This window comes from Parabacteroides caeci, from assembly GCF_023656795.1.
Classification (GTDB): Bacteria; Bacteroidota; Bacteroidia; order Bacteroidales; family Tannerellaceae; genus Parabacteroides; species Parabacteroides segnis.
In genome coordinates, this window is record NZ_JAMOKT010000036.1 from 1 (window position 1) to 24049 (window position 24049).

Sequence of the window (24049 nt, forward strand, 5' to 3'; positions counted from 1 at the left end):
GCGTCTAAAGTAAGAGCTACCAAAGGGCTGTTGGTACACTCCTTTGGAAAATTGGCAATTGCTCTACTTTCTTATGTTAATTTTTAATCTTTGAATCAGGTCGCCAACTCCTGATTCGCATAACTTATTATTGTTTTGACTAGTTCCTTGTTGACTTCAAATTGCATATAAGTTTCTGTATTTATAAAAGTAAATTATAAGTTGTTGAGTTTATATTTATATGTGTAGTTCAATGTTTTATAATTTGCTACAGCGATATACAGTGATTGTGTTAATCGGCATCCTATTGAGTTTCGGTATTGCACGTCTGATAGGTTATACCGAAGGTCTCCCAGCGAAGCTGCTGTTACTCGAATTAGAGTTTCCCGCCGATTTGTTCGGGTAACTCATCCGTTGGCAGACGGGCGATTAAATCCCGACAATCTTCTCGAACCGTTTCTCCATACATACGCTGACGTCAGTCGTAACGAACTTCCCGTTGTAGAAAAGGGTGAATATGGTAGCTGGGGTAGGAGCGTCTTGTGCCTGTTCCATCGTCTCCAGTTTGATGATTTTAAGCGGTATACCTTTCCTTTCGGCCACCTCTGCCAGTGTACCGCGCACATGAAATTCCGTGAATGGGCAACGGTTGGTGTAATAGACGACCACGCCGTTCTTTTCCTCACATTCTCCGCTTCGCACGCTTGTTTTGAACGACGGGTCAGGGACTTCGGAGTCGATTTTCAAAGCCAGCAGGCTGAAACCGTCGGACAGTTTTTCGACCGTTTGGAAACCCTGGTGCAAAAGCCATTTGGTGTCGCTCATAAAATGGAACTTGGATGTACCCGCTACGGTGACCAGCCCCGCTTTTCCCTGTGCCCTGGCATCGTCGATGGCGGATTGCAGCAGGGCCTTTCCATGTCCACATCCTTTATATTGCCCTGAAACCCAGAAACAGTTTATCATCAGATAAGCGGGGGCATCAACGGGAACCCATGCCTTTTCGGCGGGAACATATTCGATAAATACTTTGGCGCGTTCGTCAAGACGGCGGAATACATATCCGTTATCAAACTCTTTCCTGAGCCATTCCTTTTTCAGTTCATAACTTTCCTTGCATTTTTTGTCGGAGAAGGCGCAGCAGATATGTTCGGTTGCGATATTTTCCTTCGTCAGGGTGATGTATTTCGTTTCCATGATGATCTTATTTTATGGGTATGTAAATCTTGGTTAGAGCCGCTTCGCTGTCCGTTCCGGTATAATGGATGTATTCCTCGAAAAGCATCCCGTGACGGATAGTGTGGTTGAAGCTGACGCTGATGTTGTTGTAAAACTCCTGTAGGTTGGAATAACTGTCTTTCAACGTATAAACGGCATATTTCCCTTTCCGCAGTCGGAGTGTGCCGAAGACGCCTACCGCTTCGACCGGTTTATCTATCGTTGCACAGGCGTAGAAGCGGCATTGTCCGGCTATGGTGACGTTCGGATCGTCGAAACTCAGACCAATAAAGCGGGTGGCGGCGGATAGTGCCTGCTTTTCTTTCAGGAACTTCATCAGTTTGTCCCAGGCCGTTTTGTAAGGCATTTCCTCTCCGTACTGTCCCACGATGCGGATATAAATCAGATTCAGATCTTCCTCCTCACAGATTTCCGAAGAGGCGGTTTCGTATTTGCCGCCGCTGCTTTTCACATATTCCTGCAAGCGGGCGTTCAATTCGTTGATATAGGCTTTCGGCGAGATACCGAATAGCTTCCTGAAGGCTTTCGAGAACGACTGCGGATTGTCGTAACCTACCCGTGCGGCCAGCTCGGCAAGTGTCATTTCCTCCGTCTGCATATACATGATAGCCCGTTCCATCCGCTGCCTGGCCATGTAGGCATAGAGGGATTCGTTGAGGGCGGAGCGCATGATGCGGAGCAACTGCCGCCGGGATATGCAGATCCTTTCGGCTATTACATCCAGCTGTAACGGCTGGTGTAGGTTAGCGCTGATGTAATCGATTACCTGGTTCACCTTTTCCTGATAGATATTTTCGGTACTGCTTCGCATACTTCTGATTCTTTAGGGACAAAAGTAGGCAATCTATACTGATCGGGAGTTGTCCAATCCGGCCAAATTCGTTTTCGTTTCGATTGCTTCCTGTGCGTCAGCCTCTTCTATCTGTTGCGGAGCAGGTTGATGACCTCTTTTATTTTTGTCGTATTTACTTTTTCCCTGTACTTATGTACATATATAAGAAGGAAAACAACAAAACAGTTATTGTATAAATCCTTCAGATCGAAAATAAATAGGGGCTTGAGATAAATGAAATCCAATACCCCCTTTTTCCAGACGATATTGCCGAGCAAAGCACAGATCAGTCCCGCGATTTGAAAGGTAATGGCGGTGTCGAGGAGCTTTGTTTTTTTTGATAGGCTTCTGAGGAAAATGTATAATGCCAGTATGATACATTCGGCCACGGCGAAGATGACCATGTGGATCCAGAAGCCCATATTGATATTCAGTTTCTGGTTCAGAAGATAGTTGACGTAGCTGTGTTTGTCGTTGAATACCGGACTGAATTCGAATAGCGAGGGGATAATTTCAAAATGGGTATCCATATAAAAATGATAGATTACAATCTTTGTCGCCTGATCAATGACGACCAGCAGAAGTATCCACCATATAATCTCTTTGGTCTTCATTATTTATTTCGTGTTTGTGAGATAAGTAATCTGTTCTTTTGCCCGGTTTGTTATCTCCCGGATGAAATCGGTTTTCGCATCGGTGTAGCTGTCGCGATCGTGTTCGTATAGCTTTTGTAGTTTGACCTTTAACTCGCCGTAGGCCTTGGCCGTATCGGGATGGGCGAGGAGATAGTCGCGGAAATAAGGTTCGTCCCAGTCACCGGAGTATCTTATGTGGAGATGGAAGGCTTGACCTTTAAATCCTTCGGGCGTATATCCTTTCATAAACATCATGTGGGGAGGCGGGTTGTCGGGTTTGTGGCAATAGATATAACCTGCTGACTCGATAGTTGGGATGAGGCGGGCGGAATCGGTTTCCTGCTGTATCTCCAGCAAAATGTCGATCGTCGGTTTGGCTGTCAGACCGGGGATGGCAGTGCTTCCGATATGGTTGATACGGATGATGTTTTCCGCTCCGATGGTTTTTACGAGCAGCTCTTTTTCTGTTTCGTAACGTCCGGGCCACTCCGGGTTATGGGGCGACAGTATAATAGGGAACAGTTGCCAAAGTTCCTCGTTGCTCATTTCGTTCAAGTTCTTTTTTTTCATGTCGACAACAACGTTGATTTTGCTGATTGTAGCTTTCTTTGTTTCCATGTTCCCAAAGGTAGGATAAGTTTTCGATATATAACCTATTCTTGTTTATCCGGGTGAAATACAAAAGGGGGAAGGTGACTTTTCGAATAAATTTCATACTTTTACAGACGTGCAATGCGAAGATTAGATATAAATAAGACAGTAAAATCATGGAAATAAATATACGGAAAGCCGAAACCTCGGATTTCAATCAGATTAATGCTTTGTTTAAAGAACTTGCCGAATTTGAGAATTTACCGGAAATGATGACAAATACGGTAGAAAGAATGGTGGCCGAAAAAGATTATTTTAATTGCTTTGTGGCGGAGACGTCCGATAATCAAATCGTTGGTTATGCAACTTATTTCTTTTGTTATTATACCTGGATAGGTAAATCATTGTATATGGATGATTTGTATGTGAAAACTGATTTCAGAGGGCAAGGTCTGGGCTCGGCTTTGATACAGAAGGTTATTTCCCATGCGAAAGAAACAGGTTGCCATAAATTGCGTTGGCAGGTGTCGGGTTGGAACCATCCGGCTATTGATTTTTATAAGAAGCTAGGCGCTGAAGTGAATGGCGTAGAACAGAATTGTGATTTAGTCTTTTAAAAATATAATAAGTAGAAATTCCGATGTTTAAGAAACTTGTGGCGATAGAGCCTGTAAGCCTGATTCCATCAGCAGAAAAGAAATTGCAAAATTTTGCGAAAGAAGTTATTATGTACGACGATATACCCTCCGGCGATGAGGAGGTGGCAAGCCGTATCGGGGATGCGGACGCTGTTTTGCTAAGTTACACCTCGCGGATTGGGAGGGCGGCACTGGAAAAGTGTCCGAACGTCCGGTATATCGGGATGTGTTGCTCGCTTTACTCGCCGGAAAGCGCGAATGTTGATATCCGTTATGCGAACGAACAGGGTATCGTTGTCACCGGTATCCGCGATTATGGTGATGAAGGGGTAGTGGAGTATGTGATCAGCGAACTGGTGCGTTGCCTGCATGGTTTTGAGCAGGAGGCGTGGGACGATATTCCCCGTGAGATTACTGGGATGAAAGTCGGTATCGTAGGACTGGGTAAGTCCGGTGGCATGATAGCGGATGCCTTGAAGTTCTTCGGGGCTGATGTTGCCTATTTCGCCCGGAGCGAGAAAGAGGCGGCACGCGGGAAGGGCTACCGTTTCCTGCCGCTTGGTGAACTGTTGTCACAGAGCGAAGCCGTTTTCTGTTGCCTGAATAAGAACACCGTCCTGTTGCATGAAGCCGAATTCGGGCAGTTGGGCAATAAAAAGATACTGTTTAATACCGGTTTGTCTCCGGCCTGGGACGAGGCTCCCTTCATGAAATGGCTCGAAGGCGACAACCTCTGCTTCTGCGATACTGCCGGAGCATTGGGAGACAGCCACCTGTTGAACCATCCGCATGTACGTTGCATGCAAGTCTCGACAGGACGTACGCGCCAGGCTTTTGACCGTCTGAGTGAGAAAGTGCTGGCAAACCTTTCAGCCAATTGCAAATAAACAGAGTTGGAATAGGTCGCACACGGATAACCGCTGAAAAATATTAATTATCAGTGTTTTATCCGCGTGCCCTATGTTTTTATATCGTTTTGACAACCTGGCAGGGATTCCCGACCGCCAGGCTGTTGGAGGGTATTGACCGGGTGACAACGCTTCCGGCACCGATTACGCAGTTATCGCCGATAGTAATGCCGGGCAGTACGATTACTCCGCCACCAATCCAGACATCGTTTCCTATCGTGATAGGCAGCGCTCTTGTACGAAAGAACAGCTCTCCCGAGTTTTCATCCCAGTCTTCCACAAATCTCTCGGACGCACTTACCGGGTGGGTTGCAGTGTAGAGTTGCACGTTGGGAGCTATCAGGACGTTATTTCCTATCGTTATATAATTGTTGTCGAGGAAGGTACAGTTCATGTTGATAATCACTTTATCCCCGATAAAGATATGTTTACCGCATTCGCAGTGGAAGTTTATATCGACTCTTGAATGTTTTCCGACGCGACCGAATAGTTCATGCAGCAAAGCTGTCCTTGCTTCGCTGTTTGAAATGTCGGTCGAATTGAATTCCGCAAGCAACCGTTTGTTACGGACGATCATATCAAACACTTCTTTATCCAGGCGGTTGCAATATTCTCCCGACAGGAATTTCTGATAGTTGGTTTCCATAATGACTGTTTTTTCGGTAAGGATTGTTTATGAACCTCTTAAAAGACGATGGGTGAGGTGATGTTCAGCAGCGTATTCACTACCGACCAACCGGCTATCTCGGCTGTCGCGCTGTAGACGTCGATTACGGCATGTACCTGGTCGTTCCTGATCTCTACCCGTTGTGTATCGCCCGTAAATCCGGGGGTGGACTGCATTGTGACCTGCATGTTCCCGGGGCCTACCGAAGCCCGTGAGGCGGCAACGGTGACATTGACCTTAGTCGGGAAGAGCTTGATGGCCTCTGTTGCACTTCCGGAGAAGACGGTACGTTGTTCTGTTTGCAACGATTCGTCGTAGACGGACGTGCCTTTCAGGGCGTTGGGGCCTTTTTCGTTGAAAAACTTCGCGGTGGCATTTCCCATCAGGGAAGCCGTTCGCAACACATCGAAACCGCCGGTTGCTCCGGAGGCCAGGTAGACGCGCGTGCCGTGTGCCTTGGCTGTTTCCGAGACTTCGCGGTAGAAGTCGTCGTCGGCAAGCGCTCCGATAGAAAGGGTTACGATTGAAGTACCGTTTTTCAGGGTGGGGATAGCCAATTCCCTCATGGCGGCAGGGGAGGCGGCTTCCACCAGGTAATCGGGTTTCAGCGCCAGCAAATCCGCTATGGTTGTACACACTAGGCAAGGTTTTCCCTGTTCCTGCATCCGGGCGGCCATGCTTTCGGCCTTCGATACCGTACGGGAATAGACACCTACTAAATCATATTCAGGCAAAATGCCCTTAATAACGGCTTCGGCGACGATGCCGCCCAGCCGTCCGCATCCGACAATTACTAATTTCTTCATGATGGGCAAAGGTACATTTTTTATAGTATCATCCGATATCTGACACCTGGTTATAGTTTCTTGATAGAGAAAAACCTTAACTCGGTTACATTTACTCCATTTATAACGATTTTGTTTTTATCCGACAGATTAGATGCTGCTATTTCTTGTGTGAATTTTTCGTTTTCTTGTGCAGATAACTTCTTGCGAGTGATTAAGTCGATGACTCTTATGTGGAGAAATGAGTCACCTATGAGAAAGTTGCTGCCGTATAAAGTTTCTCCTATAACTCGTGCTACATTTCGGAATTCGTTAGTACAATTGGAGAGAATAGATTCGTCAAAATAATCTTCTTCCACTTCCTGGATTGCATTCTCTTTATTGATAATTCTTATTGGAGCATCCGATTGCGACCATTTTTCCCAAAGTAAAGCGTACTCTTTTTTTTGATTATCTGATATGTGCTTAATCTTATCATATAAAACAGCTATATTATCGATAGAGCAACATGCTAGCGGCAATATAAATGGATTTTGTTCAAGATGAGGAAATAAAACCTTTATTTCAGTGGTGTCGGCTTCATATAACTGACCTTTGATTAGTGAGCAAGCCATATAAAAAAAGAGTCGTCCATTAACATCATTTCCATGCCAAACAACGATATTATCGTATTTATCGAAATCATATTTTATGAAGTCCTGTAAAGTTATCAGATGACTGTCAGGAAAATGATGTTTCCCAATCAGTTTTTCAAGAGATTGTGATCGTCTTTTCAGTCCTTCATTACTTAAATCTTTAATGGAGGAAAGAGAAGCATGTTTAAGTGTATTTTCAAAAACTAAGACTTTGTCGTTGATGCCTGATCTTTTAAAAAATAACTTTATTGTACCTATTCCTGATGGTTCTGAAGCTATATGTAATGTTTTGTTCATGAAATCAGATAAGTTATATATTAATATTTACATATTGTAGTTGTCCGGTAGGCATGCTTTGCTGGTCATTCTCTTGTTTGTCAAGCAGTAAAACTAATATCGAGGAACATCTTTTATCTCCTCGTAATAGTTTTCGATGCCGATTTTCCGTATTTTTTCGTTGATGGAGATGAAACGTTTTTGCAAATGTTCGTCGAACCCGGTTTGTTCGCAGGGGAAAGAGGTACATTGAAAACAAAAATCGACACCCTTCTCACGGAAACAATCCCTGACATGGCAACTTTTGAACAGGGCACATGCCTGTTCGCGGCAGCCGTTGCATTTGGCTTCCGAGAAATAATGCAGCATCATTTTGAAACTCTGGTAGTTTTCGAAGACTGGTTCGTCGAGCATGGTGACGAAGCGTTGGGCATAAACATCGAAGTTACCCAGGCTTTTGATGAGTTCGGTGCTGTGTTTCTGTATGTTGCCACCGTTGAAGGCAAAGCAACCCCCGCAGTGAAGTCCGCAAGGGGCGATGTTTTTCTTTATGATCTCGTTAGGTTGCATATGCGTTTATTTTAATCCTTTCTTGAAAAGTATCATCGACAAGGCATCCTTCACCTGTTCTTTTTCGGTGATGACAACGCTCATAGGGATGAGTTTACCACTGGGTTTCGCCCGGTAGAATTCCTCTTTGATGCTTTCCGTAATTTCCATGTCGGCGATGCGGTTCAGATGCTTTTCGGTGAAGTAGGAGGTGGTCCTGAAGTAGTTCTGGTAGACAACCAGCCACGCGAGGTTTTTCTTCTTCGACAGGACTTTGCACAACCAAGCTTTCCCGTCGTTGTAATAGTTCCATTCGAGTGTCAGGCCGGCGGCTTCAGCCGATGCGCTGAACGCTTCGAATGCAGGGAAACTAGCCTCCAGAACGTCAGCAAGGACTTCATTTGTGGGGAAGATGTTTTTGTCTTTTAAAATAGGAAGTTCCATAATGTTGTGTATTTCGGTGTGAAAAATAAAGTTTATTTTGTAGGTATATCTTACAAATCAAAGAGTCAATACCTTTTCTCCGTTTTTGAGATATTCGGTTAGCGGAGCTCCCATATATCTGACGGTAACTCCCAGTTTCTCGATTACAGGTTTCACTCCGAACCTTTCGCAGCAGTCTTGGCAGGCTTCGACGGTGACACCTGTTTGAAGCATTTCCAGAATTTCCGTTTGAACCTGTGTGTCTTGGGCGGCTAACTTTACGGAAGCTCCCCAAAGAATCACATTCACTTCCTGCCACCAGCCTCTCTTTTTGGAGTTGAGGGTGTACATGGCTAACATATTGAATATGGTGTCTTTATTGTCGGTTGTCCAGAGAATGTTTAATTTGTCGTTCATGGTAAGATGATTTATTATAGGCTTATGCCTGTTCGCAAATGTATATAAAAGAAATAGAACTAAATATTACTTGATGGATAATCTCTGTTTTTTATTAGAGTTATTTCTGAATATTGGAAAAATGTTTTGATATTTGGAAAATAGTGGGTAGCTTTGTCGCAAAGAAGTAATCATGAGAATAATCACATTTGCTACTCTGAGGGAATATTCTAAGAAGCATGCTGACGCAGATGTTCCTTTGAGAGATTGGTACAAAAAGACGGAAAAGAGTGACTGGTCATGCCTGGCAGATATAAAGCAAACGTTCAATAGTGTTGATTATGTGGGTAATGACAGGTTTGTTTTCAATATTAAGGGCAATGAGTATAGATTGGTTGCGATAATCTTGTTTGCCGCCAGGAAGGTTTTCATCCGCTTTATCGGCACACATAAAGAATACGATGAAATAGATTGTTCCAAAATTTAGGATTTTGTATTCGTGAGACACACGTATAAACTGTAAGTAAATTATGGCAAAGATAAAAGATAAAAAACAGTATGATGCGGCCTGTGCAAGAATTGAAGAATTGCTGAAAGTTGTAAGTAATAACACTCCTACGGATGACAAGAATTACCTTGAGTTGGATTTGCTGTCTGATTTAGTCGCTGATTATGAAGAAGAACATTTTCCTGTGGAAACTCCGTTGCTGGTGGACGTTCTTAAACTTCGTATGTATGAAATGAATCTTACTCAAACTAAGCTCTCGGAACTGTTGAGCGTGAGTCCTTCCCGGGTTAGTGAGTATCTTTCCGGTAAATGCGAACCTACGTTGAAAGTAGCCAGAGACATAAGCCGGAAGCTGAATATTGACGCTAATATTGTTTTGGGGGTATAGCTTTTATTATAAGTGTGGAAATAAAATCTGTATTGTAGTTAATTATCCTCTTCCTCCTGACATACTGTTGTCACCCCCGCCCCATACCTTTGCCCCATAGTTCGAGTATAAACATTAAAAAGCTACGAAGATGGAATTAAAATTGTATTATTTAGGAGAGGTTTCCGGGATGACGAAAGAGCAGGTGGAAGAAGCGGAAAAGTTTATCAAGGGATTTGAATACGGCATCATCGCCACCTGCAATGCCGAGACAGGCCCGCGTCTTTCGGCCTTGAACAACCTGGCTGGACAAACATTGCAGCAACTCCATTTCGCGACAGAAGCCACCACGCAGAAATTAGCGAACCTCCGTCAGGATCCGCGCTGCGAAGTGATGTACGCTACGTTGGAAGGCGGCCAGATGCAGATTGCGGGTAAGGCCGAGATTGTCACCGACGTGGAATTGAAGCGCGAACTTTGGCAAGACTGGATGAACGAATACTCCCCCGAAGGCCCTACCGGCGACGGCATTTGCATCATCCGCCTGATCCCCCAATCAATCCGGGCGATGATTTGCTAATCGTTCGACAGATACCCGGAAAGTTGATATCTTTGTAAAAAAATCAACTGAAGAAACACGTACAATGAACCGTCTGGAACGAATATCCGCTATCCTGGTCAAGCTGCAATCCCGCCCTGTTGTCACGGCAAGCGAGATTGCGGAGCAGTTCGGAGTAAGTCTCCGGACGGTCTATCGCGACATACGTGCGCTTGAAGAGTCCGGCATCCCTGTCGGTGGCGAGGCCGGGGTAGGGTATTCGCTGGTGGACGGTTTCAAGTTGCCGCCCCTGATGTTCAATACCGAGGAGGCTCTCTCTTTCCTGGTGGCGGAGAAACTTGTCAGCCATCAGACCGACGGCGATACCTACGGACTGTTCCGCAGTGGCATGGATAAGATACGTGCAGTACTGAAAACAGCCGAAAAAGATATCCTTCACCATTTCGACCAGTACATCCGGATTTCGGGGAGTTACAGCGCACCGCCTGCTATCCCCGGAAATGTCCTTCAGCCGCTTCTGAAAGGCTTGTTGAATAAGAAGCAATTACTGATGACCTACCGTGCCGGCTATAACCACCAGGTCACCGAACGGACGGTCGAGCCTCAGGGCATGTTTTTCTCGAGAGGCATCTGGTATGTCCTCGCCTGGTGCAAGTTGAGGAGGGATTACCGTACTTTCCACCTGGGAAGGATTGTCCATCTATCTTTGACCGAAAACGATTTTGAGGAAGCACATCCTCCGCTGAACGAACTGATAGAACAAGTCTATTATTCCGAAGTCGATATCGAGGTGAAACTTCGTGTCCACCGCGATGTCGCACGCGATACGGAAGTCTCCAAGTACACTTACGGACTTTACGACGAGCAACCCGACGGAGAGTATTACCTCCAGAAATACCAGACCTATTCGCTCGAAGCATTCGGTCGCTGGTATCTCTCCATTGCCGACCGCTCCGAGATTATCGGGCCGCCCGAACTCAAAACGGTCGTCAGGGAGTTGATTGCGAAAATCAAGCTGTAACGCCGTCCTTCCGGCGATTTACTGCCCGGCAGTCTGCCGGTTCGTCAGTATCTCGTCCATGTTTCCGACCGCCCAATTTACAAGGGCTTCGATATGTGGCATCAGAGTTGTGCCCAGTTCCGTGAGGCAGTATTCCACGCGGGGCGGCACTTCGGGGTATACTTTGCGGTGCACCAGGCCGTCGGCCTCCAAAGTCCGGAGCGTGACGGTCAGCATCCGCTGTGAAATATCGTCGATGGTCTTGTGAATGTCGCTGAAACGCATCGTGCCGTTCACGCTCAAAGTAGTCAGGACAAGCATCGACCATTTGTCGCCCAGCCGGCTGAGCACATCCCTTACCGGACAATTTCCTGTGGGGTGAAAATTTTTCATTTTTTTCCTTTTTCTATCAAACTGAAATTCAATAATAGTTACCTCTGTGTAAGTAGCTTATCCCGGAGTGCGTTCTTGTTTGTTTCGCACGGAACGTCTACATTTGCTGCACAAAGGTAATAAACTTACGAAAGGTAACTATTGTTTCACTTAATAATTACAATTATGTCAAAAAGAGTAGCAGTTTTAGCAGTAAATCCGGTAAACGGATCAGGTTTGTTCCAGTATCTGGAAGCATTTTTTGAAAATGGAATTTCTTATAAGGTATTTGCTGTTGCCGAAACGACAGAGATTAAGACTAATTCGGGTATTAAGCTGACGGTGGACGATGTGGTAGCCAACCTGAAAGGGCATGAGGACGAGTTTGACGCTTTAGTGTTCGGTTGTGGGGATGCCGTTCCTGTGTTCAGCGAAAACGCCGGAAAGCAGTACAACCAGGATATGCTGGCTGTCATCAAAGCCTTTGGTGATAAAGGAAAGATGATGATAGGCCATTGTGCAGCTGCGTTGATGTTTGAAATTTCAGGTGTTGCGAAAGGCAAGAAAGTAGCCGTACATCCGCTGGCAAAAACCGCCATCCAATCCGGACTGGCCACCGACGAAAAATCTGAAATAGACGGAAACTTCTACACCGCCCAGTGCGAAAATGCCATCTGGACGATGCTGCCGAAGGTGGTTGAGGCACTGAAATAAGAATAGTTTTTATATTGTCCCTCAATTTGGGGGACAATTCTGTTTCTTTCCGAACCGAAACCCTCTTTCCGCAATATACACCCCGCTCAGGATAAACACTGAACCGATCAGGGCAACGACCGTGATAATTTCATCAATCACGATGGCCGAAGTGATCAGCGTCACCAGCGGAACGATATAGATATAATTTGCCGTACGGAACGGCCCTAGCTCTTTTACCGCCGTGTTCCACATGATGTAGCAAAGCATCGATGCTATCACTCCCAGAAACAGCAGGTTAGCTGCCACGATCGGGTTGAAGAGGATCGTGGTATCCGTATTCAACGGATGAATCAGAAACATCGGCGTTAGCGTGACAAGCCCGTAGAAAAACACTTTCCGCGTAATCAGCAATGTCGGATAACGGTTCCCCATCTGTTTCAGTATCAGGCAGTAAAACGCCCACATCAATGCGGCAATTAGCGTAAGCATATCTCCCAGCGGATTGATTTTCAGCAGGAAACTACCGTTGAACACCACAAACGCTACGCCGATCAAGGCCATGACCGAGCCATATATCAGGTTTGGCTTTATCTTTTCCTGCCGATAGAAAAGCAACGAAAGAAATGCCGTCAGGATAGGAGCTGTACAGATAATCAGCGACACATTCGAGGCCAGCGTGATGCCTAAAGCCGTGTTTTCAGTAATAAAATAGATTGATCCCCCACAAAGTCCGGCGGCAACGAACATAAGCTCGTCTTTCTTACTCCGGGCAAACAACACCTTCGGCGAGATAAACCAGATACATATATAAGCCAGCGCGAAACGGTAAAAGAGGATGTCGACCGGCGAAAGCCCGTGGTGGATCAGTACTTTTGTCGATACGAATGTAGTACCCCAGATAATAACCGTTATGATCGCGATCAGGTGATACCAGTAAGTCAGATTTGTTTTTGCCATGTTGTCGGTAAATTTCTATTAATAATTCAGGAAAATCGTACTGCAAATATATGTATTTAGTAAATCAGTTCTGGTGATTTATTTAAAATAAGGAATTATTCCTATATTTGGAGTGAATACAGGACGTTGTATGTTTTAGGAATAACTTTGATAACGAAAATAGGAAAAAATACTATGGCTTTACTGGATCAGATTGATATTAAGATTTTACAGGCGTTGCAGAATAATGCAAAAGTGAACATGAAAGAGTTGTCGGCGGAACTGAACATCTCGAAAACGCCTGTTTACGAACGGGTGAAGCGGCTGGAGGAAGAGGGGTATATCAGGAATTATGTAGCGCTGGTGGATAATAAGAAGGTAGGACTTCCGCTGGTGGTCTTCTGTAATGTTTCGCTGGCGGTGCACAACGATGAGCATATCCAGCGTTTCAAAGCAGAGATACAAGAGATTGATGAGGTGATGGAATGTTATTCGATCGGCGGCATCTACGATTTTTTTCTAAAGGTAGTTGTTAAAGACCTGGCCGCATACGACCAGTTTGTCTTTAACAAACTAACCAAAGTAAATGGCATCGTAAAGATGCAGAGTTCCTTCGTGTTGAACGAGATCAAGCATACGACCGCCCTGAAGGTTGTGCCGGGGGAGTGACATTGATAATTTGCTGTTTTTACCAAGAAAAGAGTTTGAATAGAATCCATGATAGCATAACTATGGCTATGATAGCAGCTAAAGCAAATAGTTTTATTCGTGAAATGTAGGTTTGTTCGTTTTTTTCACGTTCTTTCAATTGTTGGTTGATCTTTTCATATTCTTCGACACTGATGTTTGGGATATGGGAAGAATATTTGGTACGCATATCTTTTCCCTTCCCGCGAAGCTGGCTGAGCTTTTCGCGATCTTCCTTATTTCTTCGTATCATATCGAAAACATGGCCGGCAAAACTCATAAGCTTATAATTAAGGATGAATATTCAACTGCATAACAAAGAACGGAAAAAAATAGCTCAAGACCATAAATGTTATGCAAATTATTGTGTATTTATTTGTAATTGACAAAATGTAATAAAATATATTGCTTATTAAGCATAAGGATTTTATTATTCGATTATTTGTGACGAGTGCGCTGGTTTAAATCTATCTTACAGAATGCTTGTGGATACAAAAATTAACAGTTGCTTCCCGATAAATGCTTTTTCATTTCGTTTTAAAGGAATTTGAACTTCGTTTAAAACGAACAAAAAACTTGTTTAAAACGAAATGGAGGTTTGTTTTAAATAGGATAATGGTTAATAAGTGTTTAATCGAGTCTTCCTGAAAGTAGTTTTGTGCTAAAATCGTATGTTGAATAACATTTTTATTTTCTGTAGCATAGTAAATAAGCATTGCAAATAGATTGACAAATTTGCTTCGTATGGGAGATCTTATTGCTTGAGTGATTCGTTCTATTCTTTTTTAGTCTTATAATGTCACTTTATTGGGCTTTATCTGAATGAAGTGTTATTTGTTAAGTCGCGGACAGTTGCATGAAAAAAGACAGGTACTGATTAGTCTACGTACAGCTCCTTTAAGAATGGGGTGAATTGACAGTTTGCTAAATACAGGAAGGCTGTTAAGAGATGGCAAAGAAACTGGGACAGGTCGCCGGGCAGTATGAATAAAACAAGTTAAATGCCTGATGTGTTACTTATATATACAGGTGTTTATCTGTAGGATGTAATTACTGTTTAATTATCTGATGATGATGAAAATGCGGCTTAGTCCTGCTTCTTATATAGTCTTTCTTGTTATGCTGTTTGTCTTTTCTGCGGATATGACGGCCTCTGTCTTACCACGGGTGGGCGAAGGTGATTCTCTTGTCCGAAAATCCATTTACCCTCCTTCTGCCACGCGCAAAAGCGATTTGTATAATAAGCTGTGGGGCGAGCATTACCGCACACTTTATTCTCTCCCTATTACCGTTCCCGCCGTTACCTTGCAATCGCTGTGGGGAGGGGTGAAGGTGGTTGAACAGGCTGCCGATTTTCAAGGATTATTGCTTGAAAACAACCAGCAACAACTCTGTCTTTTGAAACCGTTAGGCGGATATACCACATTTATCGAGTCGAAATTCTTCCAGGAAGTCTATAACAAGAAGGTATTTAAAAATACTTACCTGGATCAGTTTATCGGGGATGCCTATACGATAATCAATCCCTATACCTTTATTTCCGCCGATTATCTGGCACGCTCGTCGGGGTTGAGTTCAAACAATTCGCGGATATTTTACCTGCCGGAACATTCGACCCGCGATACGGTTGCCAACGGGACGTCTATCGAAAATAAGTTGGTTAGTGTTATTGATGTACCGGATTTCAATACCCGTCCGAATATTCTCCTGACGGAAGAATTGTTGGATACTATACAGGCCAACAAGAATTTTCAGGTAGATCAGGTGCTTTATATCCGTGAACGCCTGCTGGATATGCTGATAGGCGACTGGAATAAAATACCTGAAAACTGGAACTGGCTGGGCCGCTCCGAAGGAGACAGCATCCTCTATGCCCCGATAGTCATAGACCGTAACCACGCTTTTACGAAGGTAGACGGTGTTTTGTTCAAACAAATGCTCCGTGTGCTGGGATTGGGTTTCATCGTCAATTACGACGCTTCCCCGAAAAGTGTCCGGAAAGAGAATACGTTGGGCTTTGCTTTGGATATGGCGTTGACTTCCCAAAGCGACGTTTCCGTATGGACCGGACAGGCGCGATTTATCCGGCAGACGCTTACCGACTCTATCATCGACGAGGCTTTTTCAAGGCTTCCCAAAGGAATAGAAGACAAAGAAATTAAACGGATTACCCGGATAATAAAGGAAAGGCGGGAGAAGCTGGAGGTGATAGCAAAAAATTATTTTGCTTCGTTGCAACAAACTCCGGTGCTGACGGGAACCAACCGTTCAGACCGTTTCGTGATCGACCGCCATAACCCGGACAGTCTGTTCATACAGATGTACGACCAGCAGACCGGGCAACGGGTGTTCGACCGGAAATACAGCCGGAAAAAGACAAAAGAGATCTGGCTCTACGGCCTGGAGGGTGACGACCGTTTCGAAGTAAGTGGCAGGGCAAACAAGGAGGTGCCTGTTTTCCTGATTGCCGGGAAAGGAAAGAATACCTACCGGATGGAACCGGGTCACCACATACGTGTTTATGAATATGAGTCGGGGAAGGCAGCCCTCGATACCGTGCCCCATGTCAAAAAGGTATTTTCGGATATCCCTGAGATTCATCAGTACGATTATAATAAGATAAAGCATCATAAGATGTCTTTCACTCCCTGGGGAATTTACGACTCGGACAAGGGATTCAGTCTCGGAACCTTCTTTACCTATACGATGTATGGTTTCAAGCGTTCACCCTTTACCTACCAGCACCGTATCGGGTACAACTATATACAAGGCTTTGTCTATCAGGGAATTTTTCCGTCTTATGACGGAAAGAAATCGTTTAATATAGATGCAACGATCAGCTCGCGGAGGAACTTTTACAATTTCTTCGGCTTCGGAAACAATACGGAGGGCTATAAGGATGCGAAGAAGAACTATAACCGCGTGCATATCCGCCAGTTCAAATTATCGCCTTCCTTCCACCTGGATTTCAGCGAAAAGGAGAGGTTGGTCGTGCAAGCTTCCTGGGAAATGTTTAAAGCCAAGGAGACCAACGACCGTTTCATTAACCAGTTTTACCCCGAGGATCATCGTATCTTCAAAACCAACCTGTTTATCGACCTCGGACTTTCCTTCCATACGGAAAAAGAGATCTGTTCCTTCATCCCCAAACTGGGAGGGACGCTTACCGGAGGTTGGAAGATGAACCTGAAAGATGCAAGCCGTAATTTCCCTTACGCCGAAGCATCGGTGGAACTGGATGTAAAAATAACCGACCGCCTTACCTGGGCTACGATGGCGAAAACCCAGCAGCTTTTCAATAATAAGTATGAGTTTTACCAGGCAGCATCCACCGAATTGCGTGGTTACAGGGACAACCGTTTCATCGGAAAGCAATCTTTTTACCAGTATTCGGACATTCGGCTGGACATGGGGAAGTTGAAGAATCCGTTTACCCCGCTGAAGTATGGTGTCTTCGCCGGTTTCGATTACGGGCGTGTCTGGTTTCCCGGAGAGCAATCCAAAAGATGGCATACGTCCTACGGGGGAGGTATCTGGCTGACGTTGATTAATAAGATTACGACGAAATATTCCTGCTTCGGCTCAACCGATAGTTTCCGTTTTATGTTTGAGTTGGGGCTGGGTTTCTGATCTTTCCGGATTGTTTTTCCGGAGATATGCCTAAACAAACCCATTTGCCGGTTGTTTATTAAATAGTACATAAAATTAAAACAACTTAGGTAATGGATGCTAATAGTGAAAAGAAAATCAAGGTTCTTCCCAACGGGCCTTATGAAGTGATCGGGGATATTCCCCTGAACCAATTGCGTTATGTAAACGACCGTAAAGGTGCTTCCATCGGTTATAAGGAAATACAGAAGTATGCTCCGGAAGGCGTATATCATCTGTGCCGTTGTGGCGGTTCGCATAACAAACCGTTCTGCGACGGGACGCATAAGAAAAACGGCTTTAAAGGAGATACGACCGCCAGTCATGACACATACGATGAAATGTCTGTCCTCTACGAAGGGAAGGTGATTGATATGCTGGACGCCGAAAGCCTTTGCGCTGTGGCCCGTTTCTGTGATACCCACGGTACGTCCTGGGAACAAGTGGAAGAGGGCGACTCGGCCGAAACGATTGAAATCGTGAAACAGCAATGTGCCAACTGTCCCAGCGGACGTCTCACAGCTGTCACGAAAGACGGAAAACGTATCGAACCGGAACTGCCCGAAGGCATCAGTATCCTCGAAGACGTGGCTCTCAGCGTTCACGGCCCTATCTGGGTGAAAGGCGGTATCCCGATAGAAGATGAGCACGGACGAGTTTATCCTGTCCGCAATCGTGTCACTTTGTGCCGTTGCGGTTTGTCGCAGAATAAACCGTTCTGCGACGGAAAACACATGCGTAACCAGGGAGAACTGGACGATTAAAAAAATAGCTGCCGACGTTTTTCCGAAAAGGATACATGCTTTTTACCAAGAGGGTGCATGCTTTTCGGAAAAACGTTGGCAGCAATCTTTCGACCGATACCTACCGGTTAAATTTTTCCTTTGATAAACTGATTGCCGATCCAGTACGTTGCCTGTTCAGCCGTGAACTTCAGAATGCAATACTCCGGATCGTCCACCCCTTTGGGAAAGTGCTCATAGAACCAATCCACCCAGAGGGCTTTCTTTTCTTCCACATCGCTTACCACTTCGATTGTGCCGGTCAGCGTAACGCTGTCGTGTCCTTCGTAGAAAGCGACTCCGGCTTTCGGGTTTTTGATAAAATCTTTTGTCTTCTCCGAGCTTGTTCCCGTTGAGAACCAGATCGTATCGATCCCTTCCGTTTTAATCTTCGACAGGACGACCGGACGCGGACAACCCCGTTCGTCGATGGAGGCAAGGGTTAAGACTTCGCATTTATTTAGCAAATCGATTGCTTGTTGTTTGATTTTTTCCATGTTCTGATGTATTAATTTCGTTCGGCAAACATAAAGGAAACTTCCCGCTTCCTGTTGTAAAAAATCGACTTTCTTTATTCTATGTAAGTAAGCGGATCGTCTTCCGGTATCGGCAAAGCCATGAAAGCGGAGGGGTTACTCCCCGATAACTTCCTGAATTCCTTGATGAAATGGGACGGATCGTAATAGCCGCAGTCGATAGCCAATTGCTGCATATCTTCCCCCTTCATCTGTCTTAATACGCGGGTTGCATACCGGAACTTGGTGATTCTGCTGAACTCTTTGGGAGTATAGCCGGTGATGTGTTTGAACTTGCGCTCGAAATGCCGTTGGCCGATGTACAATTTGTCCGTCAATTGCTGTATGGGCAGCATCCCGTTTGCCCGGACGATCAGATCGGTAGCCCGGATGATCTGCGGGTCTACCGGCTGGAGTCCCGGCAGACGGGCGATAAGATGTCTATCTATTATATGTATGCGTTCCTGTAAAGACTCCTTTTCGCACAACATTTCTGCAAAATGATCGTCGAACAGGACATTCAACTCGGATGCATTGACCCTCGTGTCGGTAAACTCGCCTAAAGGCATCCGGGCAAAAGCCGCCAGTCCGCAGGGGGAGAAGCGGACACCCATCATATGAAGGCGGGTAGAGCGGGTCACCAGCTCCGAGTAAACCCGCATCGGGCCGACAAAATAGAAACGGTAGGGTTGCATCAGTATCTCTCCGTTCAGGGGTTGCGACGGTTCCTCGATAGAAAAGATAAAGTCTGTGCAGCCGTCGGGTAGTATCTTATAGTGCATATCGTATTCGGTTTCACCCTTGAACTCCCAGTATTTGTCAATATAGGGGGCAAGCAGTTGGCATGGAGGATATTCCTGATACATAACGGTCTACACGGTTTTATAGGTTTCGCCGGATACTCAATCCTTTTTCCAGCGTTTCAGTTGGGGGAAATAATACTGCATTCCCGCCAGGGCTTCCTCCTTGGTGTAGCTTTCACCGTTTTCATGTTTGAAGGAGTCTGAATATTGGAGGCAAATCTGGATCATTTCTTCCATCGTTACATCCTGAGTGAATTTACCGTCTTTGAAACAGAAAGCACAATATTCGTTGTTCTTACTTCCGTCCTGGTTGGTTCCATAATCCGTATCAGAAACTAGCGGCATACCGCAACTTTGGCAATAAATAGGGTCCATACTCTTAAATTTATTTATAAGGTTCTTAAATTAGGACAAATATAGAATTATTTTTCAGATTTAAAATAATACCTTTGGAGACTTTAAATTTTATAGACCATGGTAAATAGAAGAAATTTCCTGAAAAGTGCTTCTTTTCTAACTCTTGGAGGGTTAGTAGCCGGAAAGGCAGAAGCGTTACAGGCAGCCACTCCCGTTCGTACGGAAACGACAGCCAAAAAAAGTATCGGTTTGCAGATTTATTCTTTAGGAGGCGAGTTAACCAAAGATGTTCCTGCCGGAATGAAACAACTTAAACAGATGGGTTATTCTACCCTTGAACTGGCAGGTTACAATAATGGCAAGATCAATGGTGTCGATATGATGGAATTCAAGAAGATGGCAGAAGATGCCGGATTGAAGATCACCAGTTCCCATGTGAATCCTCCGACAGGCGAGTACACGCCGGATACCCGCAATACAATTATGGAATATTGGAAAAAGACGGCAGACGATCATGCCAAGTTAGGTGTGAAATATCTGGTTCAGCCCGGACAACCACGCACCCGTAGTGTGGAAGAGGTTGCTTATGTTTGCGATGTATTCAATGAAGCTGGAAAGATTGTCAAAGCAGCTGGTATTCCGTTCGGTTATCATAATCATGATTTTGAGTTTGCCAAAGTAGTTCCGGGAGGTACGGGAGCTGTCTTTGGTCGTCATAATAAAGGCGAAAAAATCTATGATCTTTTTTTGAAAGATACGGATCCTGATCTGGTATTTTTCGAAATGGATGTGTACTGGACGGTGATCGGGCAGAATGATCCGGTGGAATATATGAAGAAATATCCGGATCGTATTAAACTGTTGCATATTAAAGATCGCGCCATTTTGGGACAATCCGGCTTCATGAACTTTGAAATGATTTTCAAACAGGCGTATCAGATTGGAGTGAAAGAATATTACGTGGAACTGGAAGGTATGCCGGATGGTCGTACCCAGTTTGCTGGGGTGAAAGGCTGTGCAGATTATCTGTTGAAAGCAAAGTTTGTAAAATAAGTAAAGTCTCAATTATATATAAGGTACGAATGAAAGCCAGTCTGTTGCAGGACTGGCTTTTTTGTCGGGATATAACTTCGGTCATCTGTCGGTTTGTTAAGGATTACCCGGCAGTCAGTGCCGTAAACCCTTTAGATGCTTCTCTTTTTATCATATTCCTTATTCGTATCACAGCTGTGAAACAGAAGAAATCCATCTGTGAAACAAAAGGAACACAGTTGTGATATGCAATAGGAGTGTGGTGTGGAAAAATTCCCCATTTCCCCATTGATTCCCCACCACACTTCTGCGGTAGAGTGAAATTGGAAATGGTGTGGAATGATCTTTTATTATCTGATAACTAGTTTGTTAGTGATTGTTTTTCTGTTCCTCGCTGTTTTTGGCACGTCATTTGCAGTGTAAGTAGGTGTTAGGGAAACAAACAAGTTTCCCTCTATGAATATGATGATGAAGTTTAGAATTTAGAATAAGTGTAAGTATCTATCTCCCGATATTGTTTTCTAATATGTATTAGATTAGCAAAAACTTATCGATTGATAAAAGCCGTTCCGCCTGAGAAGGTAGAACGGCTTCTTTTATTTTATAGTTGCAGGGAGTTGGATAACTTTTCAAGCCATGCAGGCAGCATGTTCAGATGGTTGATGCGCTCTTCTATATAAGAAGGGGCGAACAGGTTTATTTGTAAATCCTTGCATTTCTCCCGCAGGTTGTCTTCTACCGGGTAATAACTGGCTAAAACGGCTAAAGAAATATCTCCGCCATATGTTTCGCGCACCGCATCAATCTTATAAATATCATTTTGGGTGACCTGTCCTGATTTACATTCGATAAAGATTAGTTTCTGTTGGTTGTTCAGCAGTACATCTACTTCATTCTTTGTCCTTGGATTGTTTCCCTCTGTCTGAAACAGGACGCTTTGCCATACCTCTGGGCTGTTGGGACGTTTTTGGCTCCATGATCTGACTGTATGTGCTACCAGTGTTTCCCACCAGCGTCCTTTGAAAAACAGCATGCAGGCGTTCGGTGTCGTTAGCCTGAGTAACACACGGTTCTGTTGGGCAACAAGAAAAGTACCTTGCCTCTGTTTGAAACGTAGTCCGTTTTTAAAAACACGTGATGCCGGAAGGCGTGACAGCTCCCTGTTACAGAAGATGTTGAAGAACTTCTGTATCATGGTGTGCTCTTTCGGATATTGTTCGATGAACTGTTTGATCAGGCCGGAAGCCTGCACGTCGGTATCACTCAGGTGTTTGGCGTCCTGATATTCTGTCAGGATATTTCCGCTCAGTCCCAGTATCTCCTTGTTATTCAGTTGGCTTTGCATCGGGTATTTCTCAAAGCTGTCCAGTCGGATCAGTTCGCCTAATTGTGACAGATAAAAAGCTGGGACGCTGTATTCTTTTGCGATGGTGAAAGCTGCGAATGCCATTACTTTGGTACCTTCCGACAGGTTGTAGGCAAATTCGGCGGAAGGATACGTTTGGTGTATTTTGCGGCAAACGTTACGGACATGTTCTCCGTCGTATGGTTCGGTCCGGTATAATGTCCGGCGGATGCCGTCGGGCAGGAGCGGAAATAGGGGAGCTGCCACCTCTTTTGTTTCATTCGTGCAAAGCAAATGCACATGGTCGGGTCCGAATTCTTTGATTCCGTGATAAACGGAGGTTATATCTTTGCCAAGTAATATGATCTGATGTTTCATGTTTTAAATCATGTATTAATTAAGGTTCTAAATGTAGTATTAATTTCGATATAATTCATATCTTCGTTGCCTAATCAATCGCTGTATATATAGCAAATGGAAATTTTTATTATTATCGGCCTTATCTTGTTGAACGGAATTTTGTCTATGTCTGAAATTGCTCTGGTGTCTGCCCGCAAGGCCCGGCTGGAACTGGATGCAAAAAGAGGTAATAAATCAGCGCAAACAGCCTTGAAGCTGGCTGGAGAACCCGACCGTTTTTTATCAACTATCCAGATCGGAATTACGCTAATCGGTATCCTGACCGGTTTGTATTCAGGAGAGGCGTTTGCCTATAACCTGGCAGAAGTGGTGCGTCATGTGCCTGTGCTGGAGCCTTATGCACTGGGAGTATCTAAAACAATAATCGTTATAATTGTGACTTACCTGACTTTGATTATGGGTGAACTTGTTCCGAAGCGTATCGGTATGGGGTATGCCGAACGGGTTTCTATGTTGGTCGCTAAACCGATGTACTTTTTATCGAAGCTGGCTTTGCCTTTTGTCTGGTTGTTGTCGAAAAGCACTTCCCTTGTTATAAAAATTACCGGAATTAAAGCAAACGAAGAAAATAAAGTAACGGAAGAGGAGATCAAGGCAATCGTCAAAGAAGGCTTTGACGGCGGTGAAGTGCAGGAAGTGGAACAGGACATCGTGGAACGTGTATTCAACCTGGGAGACCGAAATGTCGGTTCGATCATGACACACCGGAGCGATCTGGTATGGCTGGATGTCACCGACAGTATCGAGAAGATCCGTGAAAAGGTACAGGAAAATCTGTTTAATATATATCCGGTAGCTTCCGAGAAGTTTGATAATATCAAAGGTGTTGTTTATCTGAAAGACCTGTTCGGCCGGATTGACGAACCTGACTTTTCGTTGGAAGAGGTAATACGTCCCGCCCAATACCTTCCCGAGAACCAGAGTGTGTATAATGCTTTGGAGCAGTTTAAGGAAGCACGTGTTAAATATGGTATTGTTACGGATGAATTTGGAGGAATCCAGGGAATTGTTACCCTGAAAGATATTATGGAAGGGCTGATCGGACAGGTTCCGGAAGTGGGAGAGGAGGCCGAGATCGTGCAGCGTGCCGATGGCTCCTGGTTGGTTGACGGACAGTATAACTTCTATGATTTTCTGGAGTATTTCGATATGGAAGATCTGTATGCCGAACACGATTATAATACGTTGAGTGGTCTGATCCTGGAAATTCTTGAACGCGTTCCGAAGACCGGTGAGACGCTGACCTGGCTGACCTTTGAATTTGAAATCGTAGATATGGACGGTGCACGTATCGACAAGGTGCTGGTGAAGAAGATCGATTGAAAATCTTTAATAAAGGTTTATTGTGGAAGGATTTATTCTTATATAGACCAACTAGATTATTCAGGAATAAATCAAATCAAAAGAATCAATTATAACAGTCAAAGATTTTGCCTTTCTAAGATTGGATTCTTTCTCATACTCGGATA

The 24049-nt window shown here is 44.6% G+C and carries 30 protein-coding genes; 13 read left to right on the forward strand and 17 right to left on the reverse strand.

Annotation, left to right across the window (positions count from 1 at the left end; translation table 11 throughout):
* Positions 1-408: 408 nt before the first annotated feature.
* The 4 genes from NBH15_RS17270 to NBH15_RS17285 form a co-directional block, all read right to left on the reverse strand.
* Positions 409-1176: a GNAT family N-acetyltransferase gene (locus tag NBH15_RS17270; RefSeq protein WP_128134540.1), complete on the reverse strand. Its 768-nt coding sequence runs from the start codon at positions 1174-1176 to the stop codon at positions 409-411.
* A gap of 7 nt (positions 1177-1183) precedes the next feature.
* Positions 1184-2029, reverse strand: coding sequence for an AraC family transcriptional regulator (locus tag NBH15_RS17275; protein WP_128134539.1), 846 nt, complete (start codon positions 2027-2029; stop codon positions 1184-1186).
* Between the two features lie 107 nt (positions 2030-2136).
* Positions 2137-2664, reverse strand: a complete 528-nt coding sequence (locus tag NBH15_RS17280; protein WP_128134538.1) for a signal peptidase II — start codon at positions 2662-2664, stop codon at positions 2137-2139.
* Positions 2665-2667: 3 nt separating this feature from the next.
* A complete protein-coding gene (locus NBH15_RS17285; RefSeq protein ID WP_244051146.1) occupies positions 2668-3303 on the reverse strand; it encodes a GrpB family protein in 636 nt (211 codons plus the stop codon).
* Between the two features lie 149 nt (positions 3304-3452).
* Between NBH15_RS17285 and NBH15_RS17290 the strand changes: the two genes are divergently transcribed.
* Positions 3453-3893, forward strand: coding sequence for a GNAT family N-acetyltransferase (locus NBH15_RS17290; RefSeq protein ID WP_128134537.1), 441 nt, complete (start codon positions 3453-3455; stop codon positions 3891-3893).
* 23 nt (positions 3894-3916) lie between these two features.
* Positions 3917-4801 carry an NAD(P)-dependent oxidoreductase gene (locus tag NBH15_RS17295; RefSeq protein ID WP_244051145.1) on the forward strand — a complete coding sequence of 295 codons (885 nt, stop codon included), beginning with the start codon at positions 3917-3919 and terminating at the stop codon, positions 4799-4801.
* Positions 4802-4880: 79 nt separating this feature from the next.
* Here NBH15_RS17295 and NBH15_RS17300 read toward each other — a convergent pair whose 3' ends face one another.
* The 6 genes from NBH15_RS17300 to NBH15_RS17325 all read right to left on the reverse strand — a co-directional run bounded on the left by NBH15_RS17300 (position 4881) and on the right by NBH15_RS17325 (position 8574).
* Positions 4881-5468 carry a sugar O-acetyltransferase gene (locus NBH15_RS17300; protein ID WP_128134536.1) on the reverse strand — a complete coding sequence of 196 codons (588 nt, stop codon included), beginning with the start codon at positions 5466-5468 and terminating at the stop codon, positions 4881-4883.
* Between the two features lie 38 nt (positions 5469-5506).
* Positions 5507-6295: an aspartate dehydrogenase domain-containing protein gene (locus tag NBH15_RS17305; protein WP_128134535.1), complete on the reverse strand. Its 789-nt coding sequence runs from the start codon at positions 6293-6295 to the stop codon at positions 5507-5509.
* A gap of 50 nt (positions 6296-6345) precedes the next feature.
* Positions 6346-7206 (reverse strand): DUF3658 domain-containing protein, encoded by an 861-nt coding sequence (locus NBH15_RS17310; RefSeq protein WP_128134534.1) that lies wholly within the window; start codon positions 7204-7206, stop codon positions 6346-6348.
* Between the two features lie 93 nt (positions 7207-7299).
* Positions 7300-7755 (reverse strand): DUF3795 domain-containing protein, encoded by a 456-nt coding sequence (locus NBH15_RS17315; protein WP_250823166.1) that lies wholly within the window; start codon positions 7753-7755, stop codon positions 7300-7302.
* Between the two features lie 6 nt (positions 7756-7761).
* Positions 7762-8178, reverse strand: coding sequence for a DUF3788 family protein (locus NBH15_RS17320; RefSeq protein ID WP_250823167.1), 417 nt, complete (start codon positions 8176-8178; stop codon positions 7762-7764).
* Positions 8179-8235: 57 nt separating this feature from the next.
* Positions 8236-8574 (reverse strand): DsrE family protein, encoded by a 339-nt coding sequence (locus tag NBH15_RS17325; protein ID WP_007653099.1) that lies wholly within the window; start codon positions 8572-8574, stop codon positions 8236-8238.
* Positions 8575-8746: 172 nt separating this feature from the next.
* Between NBH15_RS17325 and NBH15_RS17330 the strand changes: the two genes are divergently transcribed.
* The 4 genes from NBH15_RS17330 to NBH15_RS17345 all read left to right on the forward strand — a co-directional run bounded on the left by NBH15_RS17330 (position 8747) and on the right by NBH15_RS17345 (position 11008).
* A complete protein-coding gene (locus tag NBH15_RS17330; protein ID WP_250823168.1) occupies positions 8747-9040 on the forward strand; it encodes a type II toxin-antitoxin system HigB family toxin in 294 nt (97 codons plus the stop codon).
* A 43-nt stretch (positions 9041-9083) separates the two neighbouring features.
* Positions 9084-9449: a helix-turn-helix domain-containing protein gene (locus tag NBH15_RS17335; RefSeq protein ID WP_007653102.1), complete on the forward strand. Its 366-nt coding sequence runs from the start codon at positions 9084-9086 to the stop codon at positions 9447-9449.
* Between the two features lie 130 nt (positions 9450-9579).
* Positions 9580-10008, forward strand: coding sequence for a pyridoxamine 5'-phosphate oxidase family protein (locus NBH15_RS17340; protein WP_010803728.1), 429 nt, complete (start codon positions 9580-9582; stop codon positions 10006-10008).
* Positions 10009-10072: 64 nt separating this feature from the next.
* Positions 10073-11008: a helix-turn-helix transcriptional regulator gene (locus NBH15_RS17345; protein WP_007653107.1), complete on the forward strand. Its 936-nt coding sequence runs from the start codon at positions 10073-10075 to the stop codon at positions 11006-11008.
* A gap of 18 nt (positions 11009-11026) precedes the next feature.
* On the opposite strand, the gene NBH15_RS17350 is transcribed toward NBH15_RS17345, so the two are convergent.
* Positions 11027-11380 (reverse strand): winged helix-turn-helix transcriptional regulator, encoded by a 354-nt coding sequence (locus tag NBH15_RS17350; protein WP_007653108.1) that lies wholly within the window; start codon positions 11378-11380, stop codon positions 11027-11029.
* 165 nt (positions 11381-11545) lie between these two features.
* Between NBH15_RS17350 and NBH15_RS17355 the strand changes: the two genes are divergently transcribed.
* Positions 11546-12073 carry a DJ-1/PfpI family protein gene (locus tag NBH15_RS17355; RefSeq protein WP_250823169.1) on the forward strand — a complete coding sequence of 176 codons (528 nt, stop codon included), beginning with the start codon at positions 11546-11548 and terminating at the stop codon, positions 12071-12073.
* A 21-nt stretch (positions 12074-12094) separates the two neighbouring features.
* On the opposite strand, the gene NBH15_RS17360 is transcribed toward NBH15_RS17355, so the two are convergent.
* Positions 12095-13012, reverse strand: a complete 918-nt coding sequence (locus NBH15_RS17360; RefSeq protein WP_122327892.1) for a DMT family transporter — start codon at positions 13010-13012, stop codon at positions 12095-12097.
* Positions 13013-13186: 174 nt separating this feature from the next.
* On the opposite strand from NBH15_RS17360, the gene NBH15_RS17365 reads away from it, so the two are divergent.
* On the forward strand, positions 13187-13660 hold the full coding sequence (locus NBH15_RS17365; RefSeq protein ID WP_007653114.1) for an Lrp/AsnC family transcriptional regulator: 474 nt from the start codon (positions 13187-13189) through the stop codon (positions 13658-13660).
* A 19-nt stretch (positions 13661-13679) separates the two neighbouring features.
* Here the strand turns inward: NBH15_RS17365 and NBH15_RS17370 are convergent, their stop codons facing one another.
* A complete protein-coding gene (locus NBH15_RS17370) occupies positions 13680-13931 on the reverse strand; it encodes a hypothetical protein (protein WP_233584475.1) in 252 nt (83 codons plus the stop codon).
* An 815-nt stretch (positions 13932-14746) separates the two neighbouring features.
* Here NBH15_RS17370 and NBH15_RS17375 point away from each other — a divergent pair.
* Both NBH15_RS17375 and NBH15_RS17380 read left to right on the forward strand, forming a co-directional pair.
* Entirely contained in the window at positions 14747-17308 is a 2562-nt protein-coding gene (locus tag NBH15_RS17375; RefSeq protein WP_250823170.1) for a hypothetical protein, read from the forward strand.
* 92 nt (positions 17309-17400) lie between these two features.
* Positions 17401-18090, forward strand: a complete 690-nt coding sequence (locus NBH15_RS17380) for a CDGSH iron-sulfur domain-containing protein (protein ID WP_250823171.1) — start codon at positions 17401-17403, stop codon at positions 18088-18090.
* Between the two features lie 107 nt (positions 18091-18197).
* Here the strand turns inward: NBH15_RS17380 and NBH15_RS17385 are convergent, their stop codons facing one another.
* The 3 genes from NBH15_RS17385 to NBH15_RS17395 all read right to left on the reverse strand — a co-directional run bounded on the left by NBH15_RS17385 (position 18198) and on the right by NBH15_RS17395 (position 19801).
* On the reverse strand, positions 18198-18605 hold the full coding sequence (locus tag NBH15_RS17385) for a pyridoxamine 5'-phosphate oxidase family protein (RefSeq protein ID WP_224264851.1): 408 nt from the start codon (positions 18603-18605) through the stop codon (positions 18198-18200).
* 74 nt (positions 18606-18679) lie between these two features.
* Positions 18680-19489, reverse strand: a complete 810-nt coding sequence (locus NBH15_RS17390) for an AraC family transcriptional regulator (RefSeq protein ID WP_250823172.1) — start codon at positions 19487-19489, stop codon at positions 18680-18682.
* Between the two features lie 36 nt (positions 19490-19525).
* Positions 19526-19801, reverse strand: coding sequence for a zinc ribbon domain-containing protein (locus NBH15_RS17395; RefSeq protein WP_010803721.1), 276 nt, complete (start codon positions 19799-19801; stop codon positions 19526-19528).
* A gap of 99 nt (positions 19802-19900) precedes the next feature.
* Here NBH15_RS17395 and NBH15_RS17400 point away from each other — a divergent pair, with 99 nt between their 5' ends.
* Together NBH15_RS17400 and NBH15_RS17405 are read left to right on the forward strand one after the other, a co-directional pair.
* Positions 19901-20836 carry a sugar phosphate isomerase/epimerase family protein gene (locus tag NBH15_RS17400; protein WP_007653129.1) on the forward strand — a complete coding sequence of 312 codons (936 nt, stop codon included), beginning with the start codon at positions 19901-19903 and terminating at the stop codon, positions 20834-20836.
* Between the two features lie 29 nt (positions 20837-20865).
* A complete protein-coding gene (locus NBH15_RS17405; RefSeq protein WP_250823173.1) occupies positions 20866-21060 on the forward strand; it encodes a hypothetical protein in 195 nt (64 codons plus the stop codon).
* 356 nt (positions 21061-21416) lie between these two features.
* Here NBH15_RS17405 and NBH15_RS17410 read toward each other — a convergent pair whose 3' ends face one another.
* Positions 21417-22538 (reverse strand): Card1-like endonuclease domain-containing protein, encoded by a 1122-nt coding sequence (locus NBH15_RS17410; protein ID WP_250823174.1) that lies wholly within the window; start codon positions 22536-22538, stop codon positions 21417-21419.
* Positions 22539-22634: 96 nt separating this feature from the next.
* Here NBH15_RS17410 and NBH15_RS17415 point away from each other — a divergent pair, with 96 nt between their 5' ends.
* Positions 22635-23903, forward strand: coding sequence for a hemolysin family protein (locus NBH15_RS17415; RefSeq protein WP_007653132.1), 1269 nt, complete (start codon positions 22635-22637; stop codon positions 23901-23903).
* Positions 23904-24049 lie beyond the last annotated feature (146 nt).